This is a genomic window from Methylophaga sp. OBS3, from assembly GCF_026319325.1.
Classification (GTDB): domain Bacteria; phylum Pseudomonadota; class Gammaproteobacteria; order Nitrosococcales; family Methylophagaceae; genus Methylophaga.
In genome coordinates this window covers 185,281-207,986 of the sequence record NZ_JAPDMU010000002.1, presented here as the reverse complement: position 1 = coordinate 207,986, position 22,706 = coordinate 185,281, and the positions used below count along the sequence as shown (strand labels likewise).

The following is a 22,706-nucleotide window of genomic DNA, read 5'->3' as shown; positions in this document are numbered from 1 at the left end:
TTGGCGTAGCATTAGAACCTGAGATCTAAGCTCAATTCAACGCTACGTGGCTCGCCCACATAAAACTGTGAGGTTGAGCCTGAGTAGGCATATAACTTATCTGACAAGTTACGGCCACGCAGTGTCAGATTGGCATTTTGGTTAACACGATAACTGACAAAAGCATCATAAAGCGTGTAAGCCGGTAACTTTTGGGTGTTTTGGTTATTGGCATACACAGAAGCGACATAACGCGAACCTAAACCCAGCTGCCATACTTGTGTGGGTTGATAAATCAGCCATAAATTAGCAAGACGCTCAGGCACCTGACTTGGGGTATAGCCAGCTAACGATTCTCCACCTTCAAACATGTCATCAAACTCAGCATCAACGATAGCCACATTACCTTCCGCACGCAGGGTATCGGTCAACTGTAATGAGGTCGCAAACTCAATGCCTTTCGAAGTTTGCTGGCCGACTTCAAGAAATTGCGTATTGTCGTTGGGATCACGCGTTAAAAAGTTTTTACGAACAATATGATAAGCGGCAATCGTCGCGCTACCACGGTCTTCTAAGTAATTAAATTTCGCACCGACTTCAAACTGACGCCCTTTACTGATATCAAAGTCATCAATAGTGGTATTGCTCGAAGTTGTTAAGGTGCCGCCTGGTGGTTCAGCAGATGTGCTGTATTGGGTGTACAGGCTGAGATCATCATTGACCGCAAATACCAAACCTAAGCGACCCGATACCGTATTCCATGTGCTGGTGGTTTCTGCTGCGCCCGGTGAACTGGTCAGACTAAAATCGATGTGGTCGTAACGAAGTGCTGAAATTAATGACAGCCGATCAGTCAGACCCTGACGATTTTCAACAAATACCGAGGCCATTTCAACGCGGTTACTGCGACCACGCTGCAAACTGCCAAAGCCTAAATCATCAAAGCTTCCCGGTTCAAAGTTATACGGATCAATCACATCAAAGTTACCTGATGAGGTTGGATAACCGGTATGATGATTGACGTTAAAATCAAAGCCTACAGCCCAATCACTACGGCGATTAAATAATTCACCAAAGTGCGTTAGCTCAACTCGGTTACCATTCATTTCTTGAGAATGGCGTTGAAGATAGCCTGCCCGACGTTGAATGGTCATATTGGTATTGTCTGTGTAGGCATAACCTTCAAGGTTTCGGTAATCACGCTCTGCGTTGTAATGATAAAAGGTGTTTCGCAGTGCGGTTTTGTCGTTAAATTGATAATCGGTAATAGAACGCATCCAGCGAACGCGTTGCTCGTAGCGACCATCTTCGACGTTAAAGTTTTTATGACGAAGGTTTTCGTCAATTTTTAAAGTGCCGGTTTGTGGGTTGAGTGTCGGTGTTCCCCAATATGGGCTGTTAACCTCTTCTTCTTGATATTCAACAGCTAGCGTGTGAGAGAGCTTTGAATTGATGTCGGTCAGCCATGACAATGCAATGCTATCGGCGCGGCTATCATTTCGATCAATATAGCCGTTACTTTCATTATGGCTGTAATCGAGTCGTATCCAGTTACTGTCATTTAAAGCTTTATTCACACCAATGGCTGCTTCTGAGCTATCAAATCGGCCATAACTTAATCGGCCGCTGATGTCCTGATCTGTTCGCTCTGCAATTTTGGTGACATAGTTGAGGCTACCGCCGACAGAGCTGGCACCATATAAAAATGATGATGGGCCGCCAACAGCTTCAACTCGATCATAAATCCAAGCATCAACCGGTCTCGCTGCGATGCTATATGCGAGTGGAATACCATTAAACAGCTGATTAACTTGGGATCCGGTGAAACCACGATAGGACGCAAAGCCACCACGGCCGGGGAGTGAGGCGACATTAATACCTGGCAAAATATTCGCAGCATCTTGCAAGTCACGGGCGCCAATTAATTCCATGGTTTGGCGATCGGCGATAGCAACGGATGCTGGATTTTCACGGTTGGTGAGCCCTAAACGTGATCCGGCCTCAGTCGGGCTATCAAGATTTAATCCTGTGGATTCGGTTGCGGTCACGGTCAGCGAATCAAGAATACGTGCGTTATCTTGCGTGTTTTCAGTTTGTGCGTGAATAGGTGCTACAAAACAAAGCAGTCCTAAAGCTACGGTGCGTTTTAATCGAAACATGAAACTTTCCAGCCAATAATGTCAGCCTTGCATGGTAAGTGGATATTGGCTGGCAAAATTTGGTGATTTGCCGAGGAGTAGGGCAATTAACACAGTTTTTAAGGTATCTATTTGTTTTTAAATAAAAAGGCCCTAGCAACCTGAGTTGCTAAGGCCATTGATTTTATGACGCTGAATAGATTTAACGTAAGTCGAATCGATCAGCATTCATGACTTTGGTCCAAACGCGTACAAAGTCATTCACGAATTTCTCCGCATTGTCGTCTTGTGCATAAACCTCTGCATAAGCCCGCAAAATGGAATTTGAGCCAAACACTAAATCAACCCGTGTTGCAGTCCATTTGGTTGCACCTGTTTTTCTATCGTTGATCTCATACAGGTTGCGACCAACGGGTTTCCAGGTATTCGCCATATCGGTCAGATTGACGAAGAAATCATTGGTCAATGCGCCTTCACGGTCGGTAAATACACCATGTTTGGTATCACCATAATTGGTGCCAAGCACACGCATACCACCCAGCAATACGGTCATTTCTGGTGCCGTCAGCCCCATTAATTGTGCCCGGTCTAACAACATTTCCTCTGGCTTAACGGCATAGTGTTGTTTTTGCCAATTCCGGAAACCATCAGCCAAAGGCTCTAACGAGTCAAAAGACTCACTATCTGTCATGTCATCACTGGCATCACCGCGACCTTTAGCAAATGGTACGTGAACTTCATAGCCAGCCGCTTTTACTGCCTGCTCAATACCAAGATTACCGCCTAAAACAATCACATCAGCGATGCTGGCACCGGTCTCGTCAGCAATTTTCTCGTAGACTGCCAAGACTTTTGCCAATCGAGCAGGTTCATTACCTTCCCAGTCTTTTTGTGGTGCTAAACGAATCCGCGCGCCATTAGCGCCACCACGCATATCAGAACCACGATAGGTACGCGCACTATCCCACGCAGTACAAACCAATTCTTGAAGTGTTAAACCTGCATCAGCAATTTTCTCTTTAACAACTTCTTCAATGTAGTTGGTTTCACCTTGTGGAATAGGATCTTGCCAAATCAAATCTTCATCAGGTACGGCTGGGCCAATATAGCGAGATTTTGGTCCCATATCGCGGTGAGTCAGTTTGAACCATGCACGTGCGAAACAATCACGGAAATACGCTGGATCTGCCATAAACTTCTCACAAATGGCGCGATAGGCCGGATCCATTTTCATGGCCATATCAGCATCAGTCATGATCGGGTTATGACGAATACTTGGATCACTGGCGTCAACTGGCTTGTGCTCTTCTTTAATGTCGATTGGTTCCCACTGCCAAGCACCTGCAGGGCTTTTTTTCAGCTCCCACTCATAGCCAAACAACATCTCGAAGTAACCCATATCAAATTGTGTTGGGTTTGCTGTCCAAGCACCTTCAAGGCCTGAGGTGACCGCATTGGCTGCTTTACCTTGCATGTGCGGGTTGTGCCAGCCAAAACCTTGCTCATGTACATCAGCCGCTTCTGGTTCAGGGCCAAGCGCTTCGGCACTACCGTTACCATGTGTTTTACCAACGGTATGGCCACCCGCCGTTAACGCCGCGGTTTCTTCATCGTTCATCGCCATACGGCCAAACGTTTCACGTACTTGTTCAGCAGTTTTTAACGGATCTGGCTGACCGTTCACACCTTCTGGGTTCACATAGATAAGCCCCATTTGCACGGCGGCTAATGGATTTTCCATGGTGTCGGGTTTAGCGACATTGTCATAACGGTTATCAGATGGGGCCAACCATTCTTTTTCTGCGCCCCAGTAAATGTCTTTTTCTGGGTGCCAGATATCGGCACGGCCATAGGAGAAGCCAAAGGTTTTCAAACCCATGGTTTCGTAGGCAATGTTACCGGCCAAGATGAATAAATCTGCCCAACTGATTTTATTGCCATACTTTTTCTTCAATGGCCACAACAGGCGTCGTGCTTTGTCCAAGTTACCGTTGTCTGGCCAAGAGTTCAGCGGCGCAAAACGCTGGTTACCTGTACCGCCACCACCACGGCCATCAGCAAGACGATAGGTACCGGCTGCATGCCATGCCATACGAATCATCAAGCCGCCATAATGTCCCCAGTCAGCCGGCCACCACTCTTGGCTATCGGTCATTAACTGGCGCATATCGTTTTCTAATGCTTCGTAATCCAGCTTTTTGACTTCATTGCGATAGTCAAAGTCTACACCCATTGGGTTTGTTTTACTGTCGTGCTGGTGGAGAATATCTAGGTTCAGGTTCTCAGGCCACCAAGCCATATTAGATTTGCCGCTTTCAGTTAAACCGCCATGCATGACGGGACATCTGCCGCTATTTTGATTTTGTTCTTCACTCATGAATCGTCTCCTCTCACTGCCTTATGGTTATCGTGCTTGTTATTTACTACGAATTTGAAGATAACACAGGAATTTAATAGTAAAAATCATTTATTTCCGTAATAAATAATCGTTTTTACCAATAACTGATAAATTCCCAAGCCTGACTCATTATTGCTTAAGATGACAACTGTGGTTTGCGGAGCAACTTTTGTGGACAATAGTATGTTGATGGTATTCCGTAAATATTAAAACCAGATTCCATTTAGGGTAAAGCGATGCAAAAAGATAAGCACATTGCAGATTTACGAAAAAGTTATGAGCTTGGCGAGCTTGATGAAGCAAGCACTGCTAATGAACCGCTGCGTCAGTTTGAGAAATGGTTTAATGAAGCTATCAAAAGTGAAGTGAACGAACCTAATGCAATGACATTAGCCACCGTTGATGTGAGTGGTCGGCCTGCTTGTCGCCCTGTGCTTATCAAAGGTTATGATGCTCAGGGTATTGTCTGGTTTACCAATTATCAAAGCCGTAAAGGACAGGCATTAGCAGTAAACCCATACGCAGCATTGCAATTCTTTTGGCCTGAGCTAGAGCGGGTAATTCGTATTGAAGGGCGCGTAGAAAAAGTCGCTGGGACAGAGTCGGATGCTTATTACCAAACACGACCACTTGGCAGCCGAATTGGCGCTTGGGCATCGCCACAAAGCGAGATTATTGAAAGCCGCACATTAATCGCTGGACGGGCAGCAAAGTATGCCACCCAATTTGGTTTAAATCCGCCGCGTCCAGAACATTGGGGCGGTTATCGCTTGGTGCCAGACTATTGGGAGTTTTGGCAGGGCCGTGCGTCTCGATTACATGATCGTATCGTTTATCGTTTAGACGATAACGGCCAATGGCAGCATCAGCGTTTAGCTCCCTGAGTGTGCGTCATTGCCTTCCTGCGCTTCTTTAATGGTTTGTTGCGCCATGCCTACCGGGAAGAATATTTTGGTTGGGTTTTCTTTAGCCTGATCCCAAAGGCTACGTAGCAACACACTTAGACGAGTGATCGCAGTGCCGCGAGCTCTAAGGGCAACAACTAATGCTAGCGTGAAGCTCACCCATAGATTAAAGAAGCCAATCAACAATACAAAAAACAGATACATCAAAAACTCAAAGAGACCGACACTACTGCTGAAAGCGCCATAGCCGAGGTTGGCGGCAGAGAACGCTACGTGACGAATATCTAGCGGTAAATTGAGTAAATGACCTATGTAAGGTGTAATTCCCAGCAAAATACCAAAGAAAAAGTTACCAGCTAAAGAGCCGTAGTTGTCATGGATATAGTTGCCGAACTTTTCTCGCCAGCTATCTTTAACCCAGCCGCGTACAAACGGGTGATAGCGTAATCGTGAGCGTAGCTCGAGATAATCGGCGCGATTATCAAAATACCCCGCGATGATCCCCGAGCAAAATAACCATACACCCGCGATAGAGGCATAAAAAATGGCCATACCGCCAATTGGTGTGATGGCATTTAATTGATAGGTAACCGTTTCTTCATCTAATAATGGTTGGCTAAGAAACCAAATACTACTGATAGCAATCAGACTGGCGATACCAATCGCGGTCAATACATTGCCCCAAACCGCTCCCCACTGGGATCGGTTTACATCAATCAACAGTGTCGCCAACTTTTTGTGGGCTGCACGACCGTTTTCACCGCGTTCAACTTCAGCCGCAAAGTTGGCTGCTGTCATCGCTGGCTGCTTGGAAGCAATGGTGAAATGCAGCATATGCACAATCATAAAACCAATGCCGTAGTTAAGGCTTACTAGCAAGGTATTCATTCCACTGCTTAGCTCTAAACTTTCGATATAGATTTTGTTAAGTGCCATTAGGGCGATTAAAACACCGGCGCCAGCAGCTGAACGGAATAAGGACAGGAAAGCTGATTTTTCACGGACGATATAGTGTTCACCATGATCACTTTTATTTTGTGTGATGCTACGTGACAGCATGCCGATACTGTTTTTGACCAGCGATTTGAGGCTATTTTTTTCGGTGGTGGCGATCACCAGTTTTTGCCAAAGAGCCAAACACCGAGTTTGCTGTTCTTGTTTATCTTCACTGCTCAAAATATTTAGCAGCTCTTCAATACGCTCTAAAGTTTGCTCAAGCCGCTCAAGTAAATGCGCTACTGAGATTGATGAACCGGCCGCACCAGCTCCGCGGCGTCTTAAGCGTTGAACCAACTCACGGCATTGATCCATCATTACCCAAATATGATCGGGGTTATAACGTTCAAGACTTTCATCGGTAAAACGCTCAGTCATATTGAGCACAAATGGCTGTAGCTCACGTTGTAAAACGATAAATGCCGAGTCGTTGTCGACTAGGCGTCTATCTATCCGCATAAGCTCTGGCTCTAGCTCTTCTGCCGCAACCCATATAGCTAGCATTTCCATGGCGTATAAACATTGTTCTTGGAAATGGACGACGGAGGCTCGAAGGGTGTCGGCCTCAATGTCTTGTGCCAACAAGGTGTGGAGTTTTAACCACTGTTCTGACGAAATGGTTGCCAGCCAATCATCATCGCTTCGCTGATTAAACATCAGCGTTAATACGTCTTTTGAGTTGCCTAAATCCAATGGCGGGGGATTAACCTTGTCATAAAGGCGAGTCATAAACTCATTGAGAAAGCCGCGACGAGAAAATATCCCCAAACTAACAATTGCTGAATAGAGGTTTTGCTCGACAAACCAACCATGGAAGCGATTACCGATTAGTTGACGCAATTCAGTTTCTGAGGCTAACAAGTCGAGTAGTTCATCCATCCGCTCGGAGGCTTCATCCTCGCCACCTTTACGTAGTCGAGCGATGAGTTTTCTAAGCGCACTGAGTACCGTATTATCAGGATCAAAATCGGTTTTTAATTGTTCGACGGTAAAAATTTCGCTCATCAATATTCCATGATTGAGGTCAGCTTGAATGATCTGGTTACCCGAAGGGCAAGGACTATTTTGACTATTATTTAGTCAGACTGACAGATAGACAAAGCCGCGCCCTGGGCGCGGCTTTTGTCAGATTGTGATTTAAAATAATTCGACGTGTTGTGCTAACCGCCTTGCTGCAGCTTCTGCACCCATGGCACGAGCTAATCCTAAAGCAGTCAAATCATCAGCTGATTTGGCATAAGGATCTGCACCATGGGTTAACAGTAATTCAATAATATCGATGTGGTTAAACATGGCCGCAAACATTAGCGGTGTTTTGCCATCAGGGGCGGCGGCATTAATATCCGCTCCCTGTGTTAACAACATCTGACAGACTTGATAGAGCCCATCATGGCAAGCCTGCATCAGCAGGCTATAACCATTTTCATCACGCAAATCAGGCTGCAAACCTTCCTCTAAACGGCTTCGCAGCGTGGTTGTATCATTTTGGCGAACCAATCCAAACGTACTTACGGCCAAGGCAAGTAACTCATCGCTCAATTCTGGCTTTACAGTAGCGGTATCAGTCATAACGTAACCCTCGCTTAAAGTTGTAAGATAGCCATGTTTTGCTAACGGAAGTAACCGATTGGCGGCGTTGCCTGGATGTTCTCAGTGATTAGTAACCTTTTTTCTCTTCAGCTTTGCGATCGATGGCATCACCAGCGGCGCTCATATCTTCACCAAGGCCCTGCATCGTATTACAAGCAGTCAGACCCATAACCATTAAAAGTGCTAATACAAACGAAGTTAATTTCATGTAAATCACCTATTGTTGATTGCCTAACCCTACCATAGGGCAAGACTCTGACAAAGATTCTAAATCAGAAATTTCCAATAAGTTAAGGTTTATTTGAGATAAATGTGAGCCAAGTCTTTATTGACATGGTTCGATATCACCCCAACTTTTAAGCTTTGTCTTCTAGACTCAGCTTTAATATTAAACTGTTTTTGTTGCCATTTCGTTGATAGCTGCAGTCATCCATGTAATGACGGATTAAGTCGATGCCAAGCCCACCAATTTGAGCATCAGCCAATGTGGCAGGTTGCACATGTGGTGGCATAGCTAATGGATTAAATGCCATACCATCGTCGGTGATAGCTAACTCCAATTCATTGTTAGTATATTTAAGCGATAACAAAATATCGTGCTGCCCACCTTCAGGAAAGGCATAGCTCAAGATATTGGTAACGGCTTCATTGGCTGATAGGTCAATCCGAAACAGTGGCGCCTTATCCACCCCCCATGACGTTAGGGTGGTTTCAAGCCATGCACTCATTCGGGCAATTTCTGCAGTTTGGTTTTGTAACTGCAGGCTAACCGCGTGTGTAGCTGACTTTAAAGCTGTCAAAAGCTAATACTCCGCTATACCGTTACAGCATCGATGGCTTGATCAAGGCCATCACAAATCTGAATCAGCTTGTCGATGCCTGATACTTCAAGCACATTACGAACATCCGCTTGGGTGCCCATCAATACATACTTTCCACCTCGGCCTGTGACCGCTTTGCCATTCATCAGCAATGCTCTAATACCAATCGACGACATATAAGGCACCTCGCTCATATCAACGATGACTTTTGTGGCAGGTGCTTTGGTCATCCCTGCAAAGTCTTTTTCTATCTGGGCAACACCATCCAAATCCATTCGGCCTGATAGATTAATTTTTCTGACGTCGTTGTCTAAAATTTGTTCATCGATATTCATTCATTTTTCCTTGTGTAATGCAGTTTACTTTTTACTATCAATTTCCGCGCCAACGAATAACCATCATGGTCAAATCGTCAGACGGCTCGTGGTTATCAACAAATGCATGGGCTGCTTTGCAGACGCGGTCTAATACTGTTGCTGCAGTGTCTTCTTGGTGCACATCTTTCAAACTATTTTCTAAACGATCGCTACCAAAAAGGGCATTATCGACATTTGTAGCTTCAGTAACCCCGTCGGTGAAGACACAAATAAACTCTTCAGGAGACAACCTGTAGCGAAATGATTCGTAAGCAATATCGTCAATAATACTGATAGGTGGACCACTGGCTGCATCCAGCGTTTTTGGCCGGCAGTCTGGAGCAATGATCAGTGGTCTTTCATGGCCGGCATTACAGTAGTTGAGTTCGCCGTTTCGTAGATCCAAGATGCCGATAAATGCGGTGACAAATAACATTTCCGGGTTATCTCGGGCGATTTCTTTATTGGCCTGTGAAATCAGTGCACCAATTTCTGAAAAGTCGGCGTTGTCACGCAAGGCGACGCTTTTACACAGTGTTTTGCTAATAACCATGAATAGACTGGCAGGCACACCTTTGCCACAAACATCACCCAGTGAAAAGAACATGTGATGCTCATCCAACATAAAGCAATCATATAAGTCGCCACCTACCATTTTGGCGGGCTCCATGATGGCGGCTATGTCTACTCTGGGCTCGTTTTCAAAGGTTTGTTGAGGGTCCGGCAAAATCCCCATTTGAAACCGTTTAGCAGCTTCCATCTCACCTTGTACTTTGGCCGCAGCTTCACGTTGACTTTGTAAATCAAGCTCCAGCGTACGTATTTGACCTTCATCTCGGATTAATGAATCTGCAAGCATCGCCATATATAGCAAGACAAACATTAACAATGGCGAAGCAACATCAATCAACAAATACGCGTTTCTAAAACTAATAAAACCGATTGCTAGCATGATGCTGATAAAGCCAACAACAAAAATAACTTGCGTTGTCGTGCGTAATTTAGGCAAAAGATAAAGCACGATGAGGCCTGCTAGCGCGAGAAAAAGTGCCTCTAGCCATAATGTCCATTCCGGGCGGTCTAAACTTGTTTGGTCAAAAATTGCCTCAAGCATTTGAGCGTGAATTTCTACACCAGGTACACGCTCGCCGAGCGCGGTGGTAGGGAAGTCCACCAAGCCAAGCCCAGAAAAGCCTAGCAATACCAGTTTGCTGTCTAAGCTGCTTTTATCAATGTTGCCGCGAAGCACATCAACTGCAGAGATAAATCGTTCCGATGAGTGTTTGCTGTAATTTAGCCAGACAGTACCGTCATTTTGCGTACGGATTTGCAGATCACCGATGCCGACATATTCAACGCCATTCTCGCCTGTTGTGACATTAAAGGTGTTGTTACCACTGGCGATACGTAACATTTCCATTGATAAGGTTGGCATGAGTGTGTTGCCAACAGTTGCGATAAGTGGCAATCGTCGAATAACCCCGCGTTCCATTTCTGTACTTAAAATTGCGTGCCCTGCTGCTGCAGAACTTAATAAAGGTAAATTGGTGAGTGCGGAGTTAAAGTGAATGAGCCAAGGCTTGGGATCTTCACCTCTAGCTAGCGTTGGAGCAGTGTGAACGTTCACCGACTGGTTACTGTCAATGCCTGCCACTCCTAATATGGCATGGTTGCGAGATAGGCTGTCAGCAAGTAACTCATCATTGCTGGGAAGGTTACAAATTTGATCTTTCAGTTGTGTATTGGCTTGCGGGACCAGTGAAATAACCTGACAGGGAGAAGTGCGGTCAGCCTCTGGCATGATGATATCAAGCGCGATGGCCGCTGGCTGCATTTCGCCAATGCGGTCTATTAATTTTGCTAGCAAACTACGTGGCCAAGGCCACTGACCGAGTTGCGCAAGACTTTGTTCATCAATTTCCACAATAACAGCAGGCGCTGAAATGCGTTCTCTGGGCATGAGGTTTTGATACAAATCAAAACTGTTACTGCGAAGCATTTGTTGGAAAGGAATAAGACCAAGTAAATGAAAAACAATGAGTGCTAATAGGCCAAAAACTGGCCCTAGATGGCTTAATGGTATTTTGCTTATCGAGCCTAAGTTCATCTGAAGTGATTTAAACGTTGACGAAATAAAAGCATATTTGGCCTTTTGGGATGTTTTCGGTCTTATCAACTCGAAGTTATAAGCAAAAAACTGTCCACTATCATTATGTTGACTATTTCAAGCATGTTATTGCTGCCTTCCTTTTTTGCGCCCTTATTTGGGGCGAAATATGCATGAGCCGCCCTATTTTGGCGCAGTTTTGTGATGGGTGTCACAAAAATATAATTGATGGTCAGGTTGTGATTTTGGCCAAAAGACTTATGTGAACTAGCTATCAATTTTCATGGTATGAAAAAAGGTTTAAGAGGCATGTAAATTGCAAATCCTACAAGATGACATACCAGTTTTGGCCAAACCTTTTGTAAGGCCGCGAAAGGAAGTCGATAATTAATGTTTGATATGACCGAACGAAATCATCCTTGGCTTCAAGACATTGTTGAGCAGCTGCATACCCGACATAAAGGTGTGAAAGCCGGTGAGGTGGCCAGTTATATTCCTGAGTTAACCAAAGCGGATCCTGATAGCTTCGGTATTTGTGTTGTAACAGCGGATGGCAAAATTGCTGAGACTGGTGATGCGGATAAGACCTTCACCATTCAATCTACCTCTAAGCCTTTCACATATGGCATGGCCTTAGAGATTTATGGTGCCGATAAAGTCGCAGAGCACGTTGGTGTAGAACCGAGTGGTGATGCCTTTAATTCCATTGAATTACAGAAACAGAGTCATCGTCCCTTCAACCCGATGATTAATGCTGGGGCAATCACTGTAACGGCATTGCTATATCAGAAGTATAAAGACGAGGCACTTGATTTCATGCTGTCTCGATTTAGTGCAGCGGCTGGTAGAGAGTTATCAATAGATGAGTCGGTTTATCAGTCAGAGTCACGAACAGGTCATCGTAATCGAGCTATCGCCCATCTTTTATTGAATTTCGGCATCATCCCGGAAGATGTTGAACCTGCTTTAGATCTCTACTTCAAACAGTGCGCTATTTTGGTGAACTGCCGCGACTTGGCCGTCATGGGCGGCACATTATCGAATTTGGGCAAAAACCCAATCACCGGTGAAGAAGTATTTGATATCGACCGCGTTAAAGACATGCTCTCAATTATGTTCACCTGCGGTATGTACGACTATTCGGGGCAGTGGGCATACAAGGTGGGTGTTCCTGCCAAAAGTGGTGTTGCTGGTGGCGTACTGGCCGTGGTTAACCGACAACTAGGTATTGCGAGTTACTCACCACCTTTGGATGAGAGGGGTAACAGTTGTCGGGGGATAAATGTATGTGTCGATCTTGCAAATGAACTTGGCTTGCATGCGTTTGATTGTATGAATGAAGGTTCAAGCTACTTAAAGGCCTTACTTTGATTAATAAAAAAGGGCTAAGCAGCTACAGGCCAATGAAATAACGAAATTTCAAGGAGTAGAAAAATGCGTCAGATGTTTCGAATGTTAGTAATGATGGGCTTAATGGTATTAGCCATGGCCGCTCACGGTGAATCTACTATAGGTACGATTAAAACCTTAAGTGGTGAAGTGTCTGTTGTTCGTGGCGGTGATGTAATTGATGCTACGCTAGGTGCTCCTTTATACGCTCAAGACAGCTTGAAGACAGGCACATCAGGCTCGGTAGGCATTTTATTGCATGATGATGCTAGATTGTCTTTAGGGCCTGATTCAACCATGGCGCTAGAGCAATTTAGCTTTAACCCACAAACACATGATGGTCAGGCTAGTGTAGCTATTCAACAAGGAACACTTTCGGTTATCTCTGGCAAGCTCACGGAAAAACGCCCGGGAGCCTTACAAGTTAAAACGCCTGCAGCCATTTTGGCCGTTCGGGGCACAGAGTTTTCCGTCAAAGTTGATCCGCTTCTAACACCATAAGCGTTTAGGAGTTGATATGGCACACAGGAAAACACTAATAGCCAGCTTGATTGGTGCTGCAACGTTGCTCAATGGCTGTGCGGTTTACCATAACAGCATTAATTATTTTGGACCTGATAAACCTGTCTCACCACTACGAGCACAGATTGAAGCGCCAGTAATATTAACTGAGGGCAGCTCTCCATTCTGTGCTAAGCCCGTTACCGAAACATATATGGTCATGCCGGAAGATCATGGTGTGGGCATTGTCGATATCACATTTACGGATGGTCGGCAGGCAACATTGATTGGTGAGTATCAGGCAATGCGTATTGTTGGAGACGACCATGAGGCGTTTGAAGGAGATGATACGCAAATGAATGCGATGTTTGGTGATGCTTTAAAAGCGTTACCAGCAGCACCTTATTACGCCAGACTTTATTTTATATTGGATAAAGACATACTGACGCCCGAGTCACTAGCTGAATCCGAGTTGATTTATCAACAAATTTTGGGCCGGCAGAATGTTGAAATCATTATTGTTGGACATACGGACACCGCAGCCAGCTCAAGTTATAACAATGCCTTATCATTACGCAGAGCTGAAAAGGTAAAACAAAACCTGATCAATGCTGGCGTTCCTGCTGAGATTATTCAAACACAAGGGATGGGAGAAACTAATCTATTAGTGCCAACTGTAGACAATACCCCTGAGCCTGAAAATCGCCGCGTTGAGATCAGTGTGCGTTAAAAGTTTAAAGTTACCGGGCTAAACTTTGTGATGTAAGTCACAAAATAATAATATTGCATAGCCAGTTGACTTGACATTAATAAAATCTGATACTGATTGAACGGTAAACAATGTTTACTACGGCGCCGGCTTTTTTCAGGGATGAGACAAATTCTACATTTGTATCAATATTTACCCGGCCAGATTGCGCGACATGAAAAACATATGCATAGAGGCATCAGGATGAATATTTTATTGCGTATCAGCGTGTTATTAAGTGTAGTGGCTGTTGCTGGCTGTGCAGGGAGTGGACCGGTTTCTGAATTACGGGAATCAATTGAGGCGCCAGTTAATGTGTCTCAAGCCGAATCTCCATTTTGCGCTAAGCCGGAAGTCATTGAGGTGGAATTACCCAAACCACAAATTGCCGCCGCACCACCAGCGGTAGCGCCTTTCAGTGCGAGCTTATATTTCCTTCTTGATCAAACCGTATTCACGCCCGAGTCTGCTCGGGAAGCTGATGATATTTATCAGGAAGTTTTGGCGAAAAACGCCGATGAAGTTGTGTTAATCGGTCATACCGATACATCTGCATCGGACAGTTATAACGATGCATTATCGTTACGCCGTGCCGAAAAAGTGAAGCAAGACCTTATTGCAGCAGGTGTACCTGCTGAAACCATTCGTATTTCAGGTCGGGGTGAAACGGATTTGTTCGTCAGCACACCGGACGAGACAGTGGAAGTCAGAAATCGTCGCGTAGAAATCTCAATACGCTGACATCAGGAGTCGCATCATGACACAGAAATTTAAAATGCTGTCTTTATCAGCCTCAATTTTAAGTGCTAGTTTGCTGATGGCGTCACAGAACGTTTCGGCACAGAGCGTAACCGAAGCGGTTGATAAAACGATTCAAAGTAACCCGCAAATTTTGGCAGAGGCCAATCGCCGTATCAGTGTTGATAAAACAATTGACCAGGCGCGTGCTGGCTACTTACCACAAGTTGATATGGACTTGGGGTATGGCCATGAATACACCAACAACCCGACAACACGTCCAGGTGGTCGTTCATTAAACCGTGGTGAAGCAGGAATTGAGTTAAACCAGATGCTTTACGATGGTTTTTATACCAAAAGTGAAGTTGACCGCACATCATCTTCGGCTGAGTCTGCTGGCTTTGCCGTTTCGGATATCTCTGAAACCACCAGTTTACGTGCGGTTGAGGTTTATCTCAATGTGCTACGTCGCCAAGAGTTATTAGCACTGACTGAAGACAATCTGGTTGCACATGAAAGAATGTACAGCCAAATCGAACAGCGTGCAGAAAGCGGTGTTGGGCGCCGCGCTGATACCGATCAAGCGTCAGCTCGTTTGGCTTTATCAAAAGCCAACGTTGCCGCAGATAAAGGTAACTTAGAAGACGCTAACAGTAATTACCTACGTGTTATTGGCAATCTGCCTGAAAATACAACAAATCCTGGTGATGGCTGCTGTGATCGTGCTCCAGCAACATTAGAAGATGCGATTAATATTGCTCAAAATCAGCATCCAGCAATTCGTGCCGCTTTAGCAAACCACGAAGCCTCACTGGCACAAACACAAGGTGCAAAAGCTGCTTTCCAGCCACGTGTAGATTTGCAGTTGAGTGCCCGTGCTGACAATAACTTAAATGCTGATGGCGATAATATTCTGCGTAACGAAGGTCATCAAAAAGAGACGATGGCAATGTTCCGCTTGCAACAAAATCTGTACAACGGTGGTGCAGATACTGCCCGTGTTGCTCAAATGGAATCATTGAGTGAGCAGCAAAAACAGCAGATTTTGGGTGCACAACGTGTTATCGAACAAGATGTTCGTCTGGCATGGAATGCTTTGCAAACGGCTCAAGAGCGTTTACCACGATTAAAAATTCGTATGGAAGCCGCGGAAAAAACCCGTGAAGCTTACACACAACAATTTAATCTGGGTCAACGTACTTTGCTGGATTTGTTAGACAGTGAAAATGAGCTGTTAACAGCTGGTGCCGACTATGTTGAAGCATACTATGACCAAATTTATGCATGTTATTGGTTAGCTGAAGCAATGGGTCAACTATTGCCAGCGTTAGAGCTTGAACATCGCCAAGAAGCGATTACGGTTGCTGACTCAGCAAGTAGTGCTGAAACAGAAAGCGAATAAAATCGTTTGACTGCTTTTAAAAGCCTCGACCAGTTTCTGGTCGGGGCTTTTTTATTTCTCCCCCTTTAAAAACCGATCTACCATCCCCAATTTAACTCTTAACATTGCAGCGTGACTCGTTAGGTAAACGCTGTTTATTTGGTTTTTCTGATAACAAACAAGGAGCTTGTAATGGCTACAGTCACACTTAAAGGTAATCCCATCGAAACGGTTGGTGATTTGCCAAAGACCGGTGCCAAGGCGCCAGCATTTAATTTGGTCAAAGATGATTTGTCAGAATTAAACTTAGGTGATGTTTCAGGCCGTGTGGTTCTGAATATTTTCCCATCGGTAGATACCGGCACTTGTGCGATGTCAGTCCGTCAATTCAATAGCAAAGCATCTAGCCTAGATAACACAACCGTTATCTGCGTTTCTAAAGATTTGCCATTTGCATTGAGCCGTTTTTGTGGCGCTGAAGGTTTGAATGATGTTGTTGTTGGTTCGGCTTTTAGAGGCACATTTGGTGAAGACTATGGTGTGACATTTAAGACTGGTCCATTAACGGGTCTGTTATCACGCGCAGTTGTTGTCATCGATGAAAACGGTGACGTTATTTACACTGAACAAGTTGCAGAAACAGCTGACGAACCAGATTACGAGGCAGCGTTAAACGCACTTAGCTAAACACTTCAGCTCCGGCCTCTATTGAGGTCGGAGTTTTTATTTTGTGTTAATAGTGTTGAACAAAATTGGATATTACTTGTCCTAGGTTTCAAGTTGATATGGAATAAGTTAACGCCAATCATGCCTGATCTTCGCCAGTTATTCTCTTCGGTTGCTGTCATGGCAGAGTTTCATCCGAGAGCGAGAGCGTTACGTTTCTGGCGAGATAAAAACACTCAGGCATTATGTTCTAGCATTGTTTATTTTGATAAGCCATTAACTATCAAAGAAGAGTTAGAGGCTGATATCGCTAGTATCGCAGCAAGATTATCGGACGTTGCCTTACCTGATTATCACGCTTTTTGCGTTGACGTTGACGCAATATTTAGCGGTGCTCAACCCACGGGCCCTATCACAACCTTACAAAACCTAGACTGGAAAACCTTTCGTAAAATTTCTTCATATGCCCAGTATTGGCAAGAACGTAATCCGAGAGAAGTCGCCAAGTTAGTTTCATTTGTCATGGCGATTCCTGTTTTTAGTCAGCTTGTCGGGCAATTGATAGTGGATAAACAATCAAAAACAGAAAAGCAGATCTACCGACAAATTGCTGAAACAGGCGGCACGTTTATTTTAGGTGTTGGCCGTTTTAAAGCGTTATTTGAAGATGAAATTGATATGGCTTACAACGAAGCAAGACTCCTCGTTTCAACGTTCCGTGGCACAAAAAGTGATGAAGCTGCGCGAATTGTAAATGGCATGGTCGCCTCGATGGTGAAGCAGCAATAAGTTATTTGTCTGTCATACAGGCATGTTATTTTTTTAAAACTAACGACACAGTCGTCGTTAATCCTCCAGATTTAAAAAGACGGGAGCCACCATGGTCAAACTGACAATTAATGGGACACAACATGACGTTGATGTGCCTGAAGATATGCCTTTGTTATGGGCATTACGCGATGTGCTAGGAATGCAAGGTACAAAGTTTGGTTGTGGTAAAGCACAATGTGGCGCCTGTACCGTTTTATTAGATGGTGGTCCAACTCGTAGCTGTGTGACACCTATTAAATTTGCTGTAGACCAAGAGATCACAACGATTGAAGCGGTTGCTGACGAACCTATTGGTCGTGCTGTTCAGCAAGCTTGGGTTGAGATGAACGTTCCACAATGTGGTTACTGTCAGTCTGGACAAATCGTAGCTGCAACTGCATTGCTACGTGATAACGATGCACCAACTGATGCTGATATCGATGAAGCCATGAGTGGCAATATTTGTCGTTGTGGTACTTACAACCGCATCCGTGAGGCCATCAAGCTGGCATCAAGCCGCCGGGAGACGTCAGCATGAGTAAAACACCAAAAAATCCCGATTACGAAATTGCCAATATTAGCCGACGTCGAGTTCTGCAAGGCTTTGCTCTTAGTGGGTTAGTATTGGCTGTTGGTTTGCCTTTACCAAGCTTGGCTGAGGATGCACCTAAGTATGGCCGTGATGCTATGCCAAATGGTTGGGTTGATGATCCATTGGTGTTTGTATCAATTGCAGAAGATGGCCAAGTGACTATCGTTGCTCACCGCTCAGAAATGGGCCAAGGGGTGCGGACCTCTTTACCAATGGTCGTTGCTGATGAAATGGGGGCTGACTGGTCAAAAGTGACGGTGACCCAAGCGCCAGGTGATGAAAAACGTTTTGGTAACCAAGATACCGACGGATCACGCAGTATTCGTCACTTCTTTATGCCGATGCGTAATGTGGGTGCTGCAGCCAGAATGATGCTGGAAGCGGCGGCGGCAGCGCATTGGGGGATTCAAGCTTCTCAAGTTAAAACCGAAAATCACGAGCTTATCAACCAAGTTTCGGGTGAAAAACTGGGCTTTGGTGAGGTTGCTAAAGCAGCTGCCGAATTAGAGGTGCCTGCTCGTGAACAACTTCAGCTGCGTGATAGCAGTGATTTTCGTTACATCGGTAAGGCGGCAACCGACATCATTGATGGCCAAGCTATTGCCAATGGTACTGCCGTTTATGGGATGGATATTCGTTTAGACGATATGTTGTTTGCTGTGGTGGCCAGGCCGCCAGCCTATGGCGATCGGGTTGCTAGTTATGATGACAGCGAGGCATTAAAAGTGCCTGGCGTGCGTAAGGTCGTCGAACTAAAAAGTAGCCCACCACCGGCGGTGTTTAACCCATTAGGTGGTGTTGCAGTTATTGCAGATAACACTTGGGCAGCCATGCAAGGCCGTGAAAAGTTGAAAATCAACTGGGAAAAAGGCCCTAACGCGAACTATGACTCCAAAACTTATCGTGAGCAGTTAACCGAGTCAGTTCGTCATGCTGGTGGCAAGGTGGTGAGAAATGATGGCGATATTGATAAAGCCATGGACGCTGCCACTGACACCATGTTTGCTGAGTATTATGTGCCGCACTTGGCGCAAGCACCAATGGAGCCGCCAGTAGCTACTGCACGCATTAAAGACAATCACTGTGAAGTTTGGGCGCCAATTCAAGCACCTCAAGCGGGTCGTGATACGGTAGCAAAATGGTTAGAAATGGATGCTGAGAATGTCACTGTTCATGTCACGCTATTAGGCGGTGGTTTTGGCCGTAAATCTAAACCAGACTTTATGGTCGAGGCTGCACTGTTATCTAAAGCAATGGATGGTCAGCCGGTCAAAGTCACTTGGACACGTGAAGATGATCTGCAGCATTCTTATTACCACACAGTGTCCGTCGAACATCTACAAGCCTCTTTTGATAATAACGGTAAAGTAACGGGTTGGTTACATCGGACTGCGGCACCAAGCATCGTCTCTACCTTTGACGATTCAGTTAAAGTCAAAATGCCATTTGAATTGGGTATGGGCGTAGTGAATGTGCCATTTGCTATCGACAATGTTCGTATCGAGAACCCAGAAGCGGCACCTCATACGCGAATTGGTTGGTTCCGTTCGGTATCGAACATTCCTCATGCTTTTGCCATACATTCCTTTATTAATGAAATGGCGCAACAGCGAGGTATTGATCATAAAGACTTTTTACTAGAGTTACTCGGTCCAGATCGTAAGATCGCCGCTAGTGAAATGTCTGATGAGTGGAACTACGGTGAGAACCCAGAAAAATATCAAACTGATACCGGTCGTTTGAAACGAGTCATTGAAACTGTCACGGAAAAAGCCGGATGGGGCCGTGATATGCCTAAAGGCCGTGCTCTTGGTTTGGCTGCACATTACAGCTTCGTCACCTACACCGCTGCCGTGATTGAAGTCGAAGTTGATGAGGATGGTGAGTTGACGATTCCACGCGTTGATATCGCTATCGATTGTGGACCACAGGTTAATCCAGAGCGTATTCGCTCTCAGATGGAAGGCGCTTGTATCATGGGCCTCAGCTTAGCCACTTTGGGTGAAATAAGCTTTAAAGAGGGTGTTGCAGTTGAAGATAACTTCGATACCTACCAACTGACGCGGATGGATAAAGCCCCTCGTGAGATTCATGTGCATTTGGTGGCAAGTGATGATTATGATCAACCAATGGGCGGTGTTGGTGAGCCAGGTATGCCACCCATTGCGCCAGCTTTGTGTAATGCGATCTTTGCAGCAACAGGTAAGCGGATTCGTGATCTACCAATTGGTAGTCAGCTGGAAAGCTAATCGTGGATAGCCTCGATTTAAGCGTTTTCAAATCACTACGAGACTGGCTGCAAGAAAAGCAGCCAGTCTGGTTAGTGACAGTGATAAAAACCTATGGATCTAGCCCTAGGCCGCCTGGTGCGATGCTGATTTGTCGTGCTGATGGTGTCGTGGTTGGCTCGGTGTCCGGGGGGTGCGTTGAAGATGATTTAATTGCTAAAGCTACCGCAGGTCAGTTATCAAATGATTCTGCTGAGACTTTAGTATATGGTGCTACGCGAGAAGAGGCCGAGCGTTATGGTTTGCCTTGTGGTGGCAGTTTGCATCTAATGGTTGAGCCTGTCCGTGATGTCTCATGGGTCGAAAAAGTACTTGCTGCCATAAGCCAACATCAACTGGTAGAACGTCAGCTTGATAGACAAAGTTTGGCTGTCAACATCGTTGCTGGTAATAAACAATCTGATGTTATTTATCTCAGTGACACGATCTGTCGTTTCCAATATGGGCCGAGGTGGCGGCTTTTGATTATTGGCGCAGCACAATCAGCTATTTATCTCGCTGAAATGGCCAAAATGCTGGATTACCAAGTGCTAGTTTGTGATCCGCGTCCTGAAATCAGGGCTGCTTGGCCATTAAATGATATTCCCGTGCTGGAAATGATGCCTGATGATGCTGTGCTAGATATTCAACCGGATGCACATACTGCTATCGTTGCGCTAACGCATGATCCAAAATTAGATGATATGGCTTTATTAGAAGCCTTAAAGTCACCGGCTTTTTATGTGGGAGCACTTGGTAGTGCGCGGACTAATGAAAACCGACGTGAACGCTTAGCTATGTTTGACCTTTCTGCTGATGAAATTGCTCGTCTTTACGGACCAGTAGGCTTAAATATTGGCAGTAAAACACCACCTGAAATCGCCGTCGCAATTTTAGGGCAACTGATTCAATTACGTCGTCAGAGTCATGCTAGTGCGGAAAAAGCCACACCAGGTTTAGCGTGTGCCAGCCAGTAAAACGCTGGCACCGCTAATTCTTGCCGCCGGATTCTCTCGGCGCTTTAATGGCAATAAGTTAGCGCATCCACTGAACTTAAATGGTATTCATCAGCCATTGCTACTCCATACCTTAACCAATTGGTTAGCGGTATTTGAAACGGTTTATTTGATGCTGCCAGTACAAGATGTCGTTTTAAATTCGTTGCTTAAAGAATTACCCAAAGAACAACAGGCAAAAATACAGTTAGTTTTTGTGGATAAACCTGAGCATGGCATGAGTGAGAGTATCAAAGCGGGAGTTAAGGCATCGCAAGATGCATCTGGCTGGTTGATTGGTCTTGCTGATATGCCATGGGTTACGGCATCGGTTTTAAGCGCATTAGAAGGCGCTATGCAGGATGGTGCAGACATCGCGGCGCCATTTTTTAATGACCAGCGCGGTCATCCGGTCGCTTTTAATGCTAAATATCGTGAGGCATTACTTGCTCTAGAAGGTGACCGTGGTGCTAAGACGTTGTTGCAAACGAACAAAGCTAAAATTCATCCGGTTTTGAGTAGTGATGATGGCGTTTTAAGAGATATTGATACGCAAGCTGATATATAAAGATCAACTTGGTCGTGCCCACTCACTATTAAATTCTAGGTAGCTTCGGTCAAATCCTGAGAAATCAATTAATCCTTCAAGATCAATAATTTCAATCTCACCATTTTGGTTTTCGACAAAACCCATTTCCCTGAGCTGCTTAAACGTTCTACTTACATGAACAGACGATAAACTTAATGTGTCGGCTATTAAGGTCTGGTTCATCGGCAAGGTAAAAGCGAGGCTGCGAATGGCTAAGCGTGTTTGAATCTCAACTAAGAAGTGAGCTAGTCGCTCAGCAGCATTACGTCTTCCTATATTGATGACACGCTCCATTAACATTGATTGTTCGCGCGCCATAATGAGAAAGAATAAATCGGTCAGCCGTGGTGCTTGGTCAAAAATATCTGTGAGACGTTGGCGTGGAAAAGGGCAGGCAACCACATCGGTTAAGGTGCGGATTTCAGAAAGATTATGGCTAACACTGACATCACGTAAACCAATAATTTGACCGGGTAAAAAGATGTCTAGTATTTGTCGCTGGCCGTCAGCAAGCGTTCGAACTGCAAATGCCCAGCCACTTTGTAATGTGAAAAATTTATCCGCCGTACTGCCGATAGCAGCCATCTCTTGGTCAGCGTCGTAGTTTCTGGGATCATCTTCAAGGCGGTGCAACAATTGTTGTTCTGTTGGCGTCAGTTCAGCAAAGCGCTCGAACTGGTGAACAATACAGCTTGGCTCGAGCGAATTCATGACGTTCCTTAAAGATAAAATTTTCCTGA

The 22,706-nt window shown here is 45.1% G+C and carries 21 protein-coding genes; 12 read left to right on the top strand and 9 right to left on the bottom strand.

What is annotated here, in order from left to right; genetic code table 11:
• Window positions 1-11: 11 nt before the first annotated feature.
• On the bottom strand, window positions 12-2,138 hold the full coding sequence (locus tag OMP94_RS05375) for a TonB-dependent receptor (protein WP_266276919.1): 2,127 nt from the start codon (window positions 2,136-2,138) through the stop codon (window positions 12-14).
• 181 nt (window positions 2,139-2,319) lie between these two features.
• A complete protein-coding gene (gene katG / locus OMP94_RS05370) occupies window positions 2,320-4,494 on the bottom strand; it encodes a catalase/peroxidase HPI (protein WP_266276917.1) in 2,175 nt (724 codons plus the stop codon).
• 257 nt (window positions 4,495-4,751) lie between these two features.
• Between katG and pdxH the strand changes: the two genes are divergently transcribed.
• Window positions 4,752-5,399 (top strand): pyridoxamine 5'-phosphate oxidase, encoded by a 648-nt coding sequence (gene pdxH, locus OMP94_RS05365; protein WP_266276915.1) that lies wholly within the window; start codon window positions 4,752-4,754, stop codon window positions 5,397-5,399.
• Here the strand turns inward: pdxH and OMP94_RS05360 are convergent.
• From OMP94_RS05360 to OMP94_RS05335, 6 genes are all read right to left on the bottom strand, one after another.
• On the bottom strand, window positions 5,388-7,421 hold the full coding sequence (locus tag OMP94_RS05360; RefSeq protein ID WP_266276913.1) for a site-specific recombinase: 2,034 nt from the start codon (window positions 7,419-7,421) through the stop codon (window positions 5,388-5,390). The genes pdxH and OMP94_RS05360 overlap by 12 nt on opposite strands.
• Before the next feature lie 132 nt (window positions 7,422-7,553).
• Window positions 7,554-7,985, bottom strand: a complete 432-nt coding sequence (locus OMP94_RS05355; RefSeq protein ID WP_266276911.1) for an ankyrin repeat domain-containing protein — start codon at window positions 7,983-7,985, stop codon at window positions 7,554-7,556.
• Between the two features lie 88 nt (window positions 7,986-8,073).
• On the bottom strand, window positions 8,074-8,214 hold the full coding sequence (locus tag OMP94_RS05350) for an entericidin A/B family lipoprotein (RefSeq protein ID WP_266276909.1): 141 nt from the start codon (window positions 8,212-8,214) through the stop codon (window positions 8,074-8,076).
• Window positions 8,215-8,362: 148 nt separating this feature from the next.
• Window positions 8,363-8,806 carry an ATP-binding protein gene (locus OMP94_RS05345; RefSeq protein WP_266276907.1) on the bottom strand — a complete coding sequence of 148 codons (444 nt, stop codon included), beginning with the start codon at window positions 8,804-8,806 and terminating at the stop codon, window positions 8,363-8,365.
• Between the two features lie 14 nt (window positions 8,807-8,820).
• Complete coding sequence (locus tag OMP94_RS05340) at window positions 8,821-9,162, bottom strand: STAS domain-containing protein (RefSeq protein ID WP_266276905.1); 342 nt, start codon at window positions 9,160-9,162, stop codon at window positions 8,821-8,823.
• 37 nt (window positions 9,163-9,199) lie between these two features.
• On the bottom strand, window positions 9,200-11,290 hold the full coding sequence (locus OMP94_RS05335; protein ID WP_266276903.1) for a CHASE2 domain-containing protein: 2,091 nt from the start codon (window positions 11,288-11,290) through the stop codon (window positions 9,200-9,202).
• A 390-nt stretch (window positions 11,291-11,680) separates the two neighbouring features.
• Here OMP94_RS05335 and glsA point away from each other — a divergent pair, with 390 nt between their 5' ends.
• The 11 genes from glsA to OMP94_RS05280 all read left to right on the top strand — a co-directional run bounded on the left by glsA (window position 11,681) and on the right by OMP94_RS05280 (window position 21,945).
• Complete coding sequence (gene glsA, locus OMP94_RS05330; protein ID WP_266276901.1) at window positions 11,681-12,661, top strand: glutaminase A; 981 nt, start codon at window positions 11,681-11,683, stop codon at window positions 12,659-12,661.
• A gap of 63 nt (window positions 12,662-12,724) precedes the next feature.
• Complete coding sequence (locus OMP94_RS05325; RefSeq protein WP_266276899.1) at window positions 12,725-13,180, top strand: FecR family protein; 456 nt, start codon at window positions 12,725-12,727, stop codon at window positions 13,178-13,180.
• Between the two features lie 16 nt (window positions 13,181-13,196).
• A complete protein-coding gene (locus tag OMP94_RS05320) occupies window positions 13,197-13,910 on the top strand; it encodes an OmpA family protein (RefSeq protein WP_266276897.1) in 714 nt (237 codons plus the stop codon).
• A gap of 222 nt (window positions 13,911-14,132) precedes the next feature.
• Window positions 14,133-14,669 carry an OmpA family protein gene (locus tag OMP94_RS05315; protein WP_266276895.1) on the top strand — a complete coding sequence of 179 codons (537 nt, stop codon included), beginning with the start codon at window positions 14,133-14,135 and terminating at the stop codon, window positions 14,667-14,669.
• Window positions 14,670-14,685: 16 nt separating this feature from the next.
• The gene (locus tag OMP94_RS05310; protein WP_266276893.1) at window positions 14,686-16,068 is read left to right on the top strand and encodes a TolC family outer membrane protein; all 1,383 of its coding nucleotides are present in this window, start codon (window positions 14,686-14,688) and stop codon (window positions 16,066-16,068) included.
• Between the two features lie 171 nt (window positions 16,069-16,239).
• Window positions 16,240-16,734, top strand: coding sequence for a thiol peroxidase (gene tpx, locus OMP94_RS05305; RefSeq protein WP_266276891.1), 495 nt, complete (start codon window positions 16,240-16,242; stop codon window positions 16,732-16,734).
• 120 nt (window positions 16,735-16,854) lie between these two features.
• A complete protein-coding gene (locus OMP94_RS05300; protein WP_266276889.1) occupies window positions 16,855-17,502 on the top strand; it encodes a hypothetical protein in 648 nt (215 codons plus the stop codon).
• Between the two features lie 91 nt (window positions 17,503-17,593).
• Window positions 17,594-18,061 (top strand): (2Fe-2S)-binding protein, encoded by a 468-nt coding sequence (locus OMP94_RS05295; protein WP_266276887.1) that lies wholly within the window; start codon window positions 17,594-17,596, stop codon window positions 18,059-18,061.
• On the top strand, window positions 18,058-20,364 hold the full coding sequence (locus tag OMP94_RS05290) for a xanthine dehydrogenase family protein molybdopterin-binding subunit (RefSeq protein ID WP_266276885.1): 2,307 nt from the start codon (window positions 18,058-18,060) through the stop codon (window positions 20,362-20,364). The genes OMP94_RS05295 and OMP94_RS05290 overlap by 4 nt, the downstream gene beginning before the upstream one ends.
• 2 nt (window positions 20,365-20,366) lie before the next feature.
• The gene (locus tag OMP94_RS05285; RefSeq protein WP_266276883.1) at window positions 20,367-21,359 is read left to right on the top strand and encodes an XdhC family protein; all 993 of its coding nucleotides are present in this window, start codon (window positions 20,367-20,369) and stop codon (window positions 21,357-21,359) included.
• Window positions 21,346-21,945: a nucleotidyltransferase family protein gene (locus tag OMP94_RS05280; RefSeq protein ID WP_266276881.1), complete on the top strand. Its 600-nt coding sequence runs from the start codon at window positions 21,346-21,348 to the stop codon at window positions 21,943-21,945. The genes OMP94_RS05285 and OMP94_RS05280 overlap by 14 nt, the downstream gene beginning before the upstream one ends.
• A 3-nt stretch (window positions 21,946-21,948) precedes the next feature.
• Here the strand turns inward: OMP94_RS05280 and OMP94_RS05275 are convergent, their stop codons facing one another.
• On the bottom strand, window positions 21,949-22,677 hold the full coding sequence (locus OMP94_RS05275) for a Crp/Fnr family transcriptional regulator (RefSeq protein ID WP_266276879.1): 729 nt from the start codon (window positions 22,675-22,677) through the stop codon (window positions 21,949-21,951).
• Window positions 22,678-22,706: the final 29 nt, after the last annotated feature.

What these genes read in the sequence shown, in the direction of transcription:
- OMP94_RS05340 (WP_266276905.1), bottom strand. Translation starts at nt 9,162, where the DNA reads ATGAATATCGATGAACAAATTTTAGACAACGACGTCAGAAAAATTAAT.
- OMP94_RS05320 (WP_266276897.1), top strand. Translation starts at nt 13,197, where the DNA reads ATGGCACACAGGAAAACACTAATAGCCAGCTTGATTGGTGCTGCAACG.
- OMP94_RS05350 (WP_266276909.1), bottom strand. Translation starts at nt 8,214, where the DNA reads ATGAAATTAACTTCGTTTGTATTAGCACTTTTAATGGTTATGGGTCTG.
- tpx (WP_266276891.1), top strand. Translation starts at nt 16,240, where the DNA reads ATGGCTACAGTCACACTTAAAGGTAATCCCATCGAAACGGTTGGTGAT.
- pdxH (WP_266276915.1), top strand. Translation starts at nt 4,752, where the DNA reads ATGCAAAAAGATAAGCACATTGCAGATTTACGAAAAAGTTATGAGCTT.
- OMP94_RS05355 (WP_266276911.1), bottom strand. Translation starts at nt 7,985, where the DNA reads ATGACTGATACCGCTACTGTAAAGCCAGAATTGAGCGATGAGTTACTT.
- OMP94_RS05295 (WP_266276887.1), top strand. Translation starts at nt 17,594, where the DNA reads ATGGTCAAACTGACAATTAATGGGACACAACATGACGTTGATGTGCCT.
- OMP94_RS05275 (WP_266276879.1), bottom strand. Translation starts at nt 22,677, where the DNA reads ATGAATTCGCTCGAGCCAAGCTGTATTGTTCACCAGTTCGAGCGCTTT.
- OMP94_RS05300 (WP_266276889.1), top strand. Translation starts at nt 16,855, where the DNA reads ATGCCTGATCTTCGCCAGTTATTCTCTTCGGTTGCTGTCATGGCAGAG.
- OMP94_RS05335 (WP_266276903.1), bottom strand. Translation starts at nt 11,290, where the DNA reads ATGAACTTAGGCTCGATAAGCAAAATACCATTAAGCCATCTAGGGCCA.
- OMP94_RS05290 (WP_266276885.1), top strand. Translation starts at nt 18,058, where the DNA reads ATGAGTAAAACACCAAAAAATCCCGATTACGAAATTGCCAATATTAGC.
- OMP94_RS05325 (WP_266276899.1), top strand. Translation starts at nt 12,725, where the DNA reads ATGCGTCAGATGTTTCGAATGTTAGTAATGATGGGCTTAATGGTATTA.
- OMP94_RS05360 (WP_266276913.1), bottom strand. Translation starts at nt 7,421, where the DNA reads ATGAGCGAAATTTTTACCGTCGAACAATTAAAAACCGATTTTGATCCT.
- glsA (WP_266276901.1), top strand. Translation starts at nt 11,681, where the DNA reads ATGTTTGATATGACCGAACGAAATCATCCTTGGCTTCAAGACATTGTT.
- OMP94_RS05315 (WP_266276895.1), top strand. Translation starts at nt 14,133, where the DNA reads ATGAATATTTTATTGCGTATCAGCGTGTTATTAAGTGTAGTGGCTGTT.
- OMP94_RS05375 (WP_266276919.1), bottom strand. Translation starts at nt 2,138, where the DNA reads ATGTTTCGATTAAAACGCACCGTAGCTTTAGGACTGCTTTGTTTTGTA.
- katG (WP_266276917.1), bottom strand. Translation starts at nt 4,494, where the DNA reads ATGAGTGAAGAACAAAATCAAAATAGCGGCAGATGTCCCGTCATGCAT.
- OMP94_RS05310 (WP_266276893.1), top strand. Translation starts at nt 14,686, where the DNA reads ATGACACAGAAATTTAAAATGCTGTCTTTATCAGCCTCAATTTTAAGT.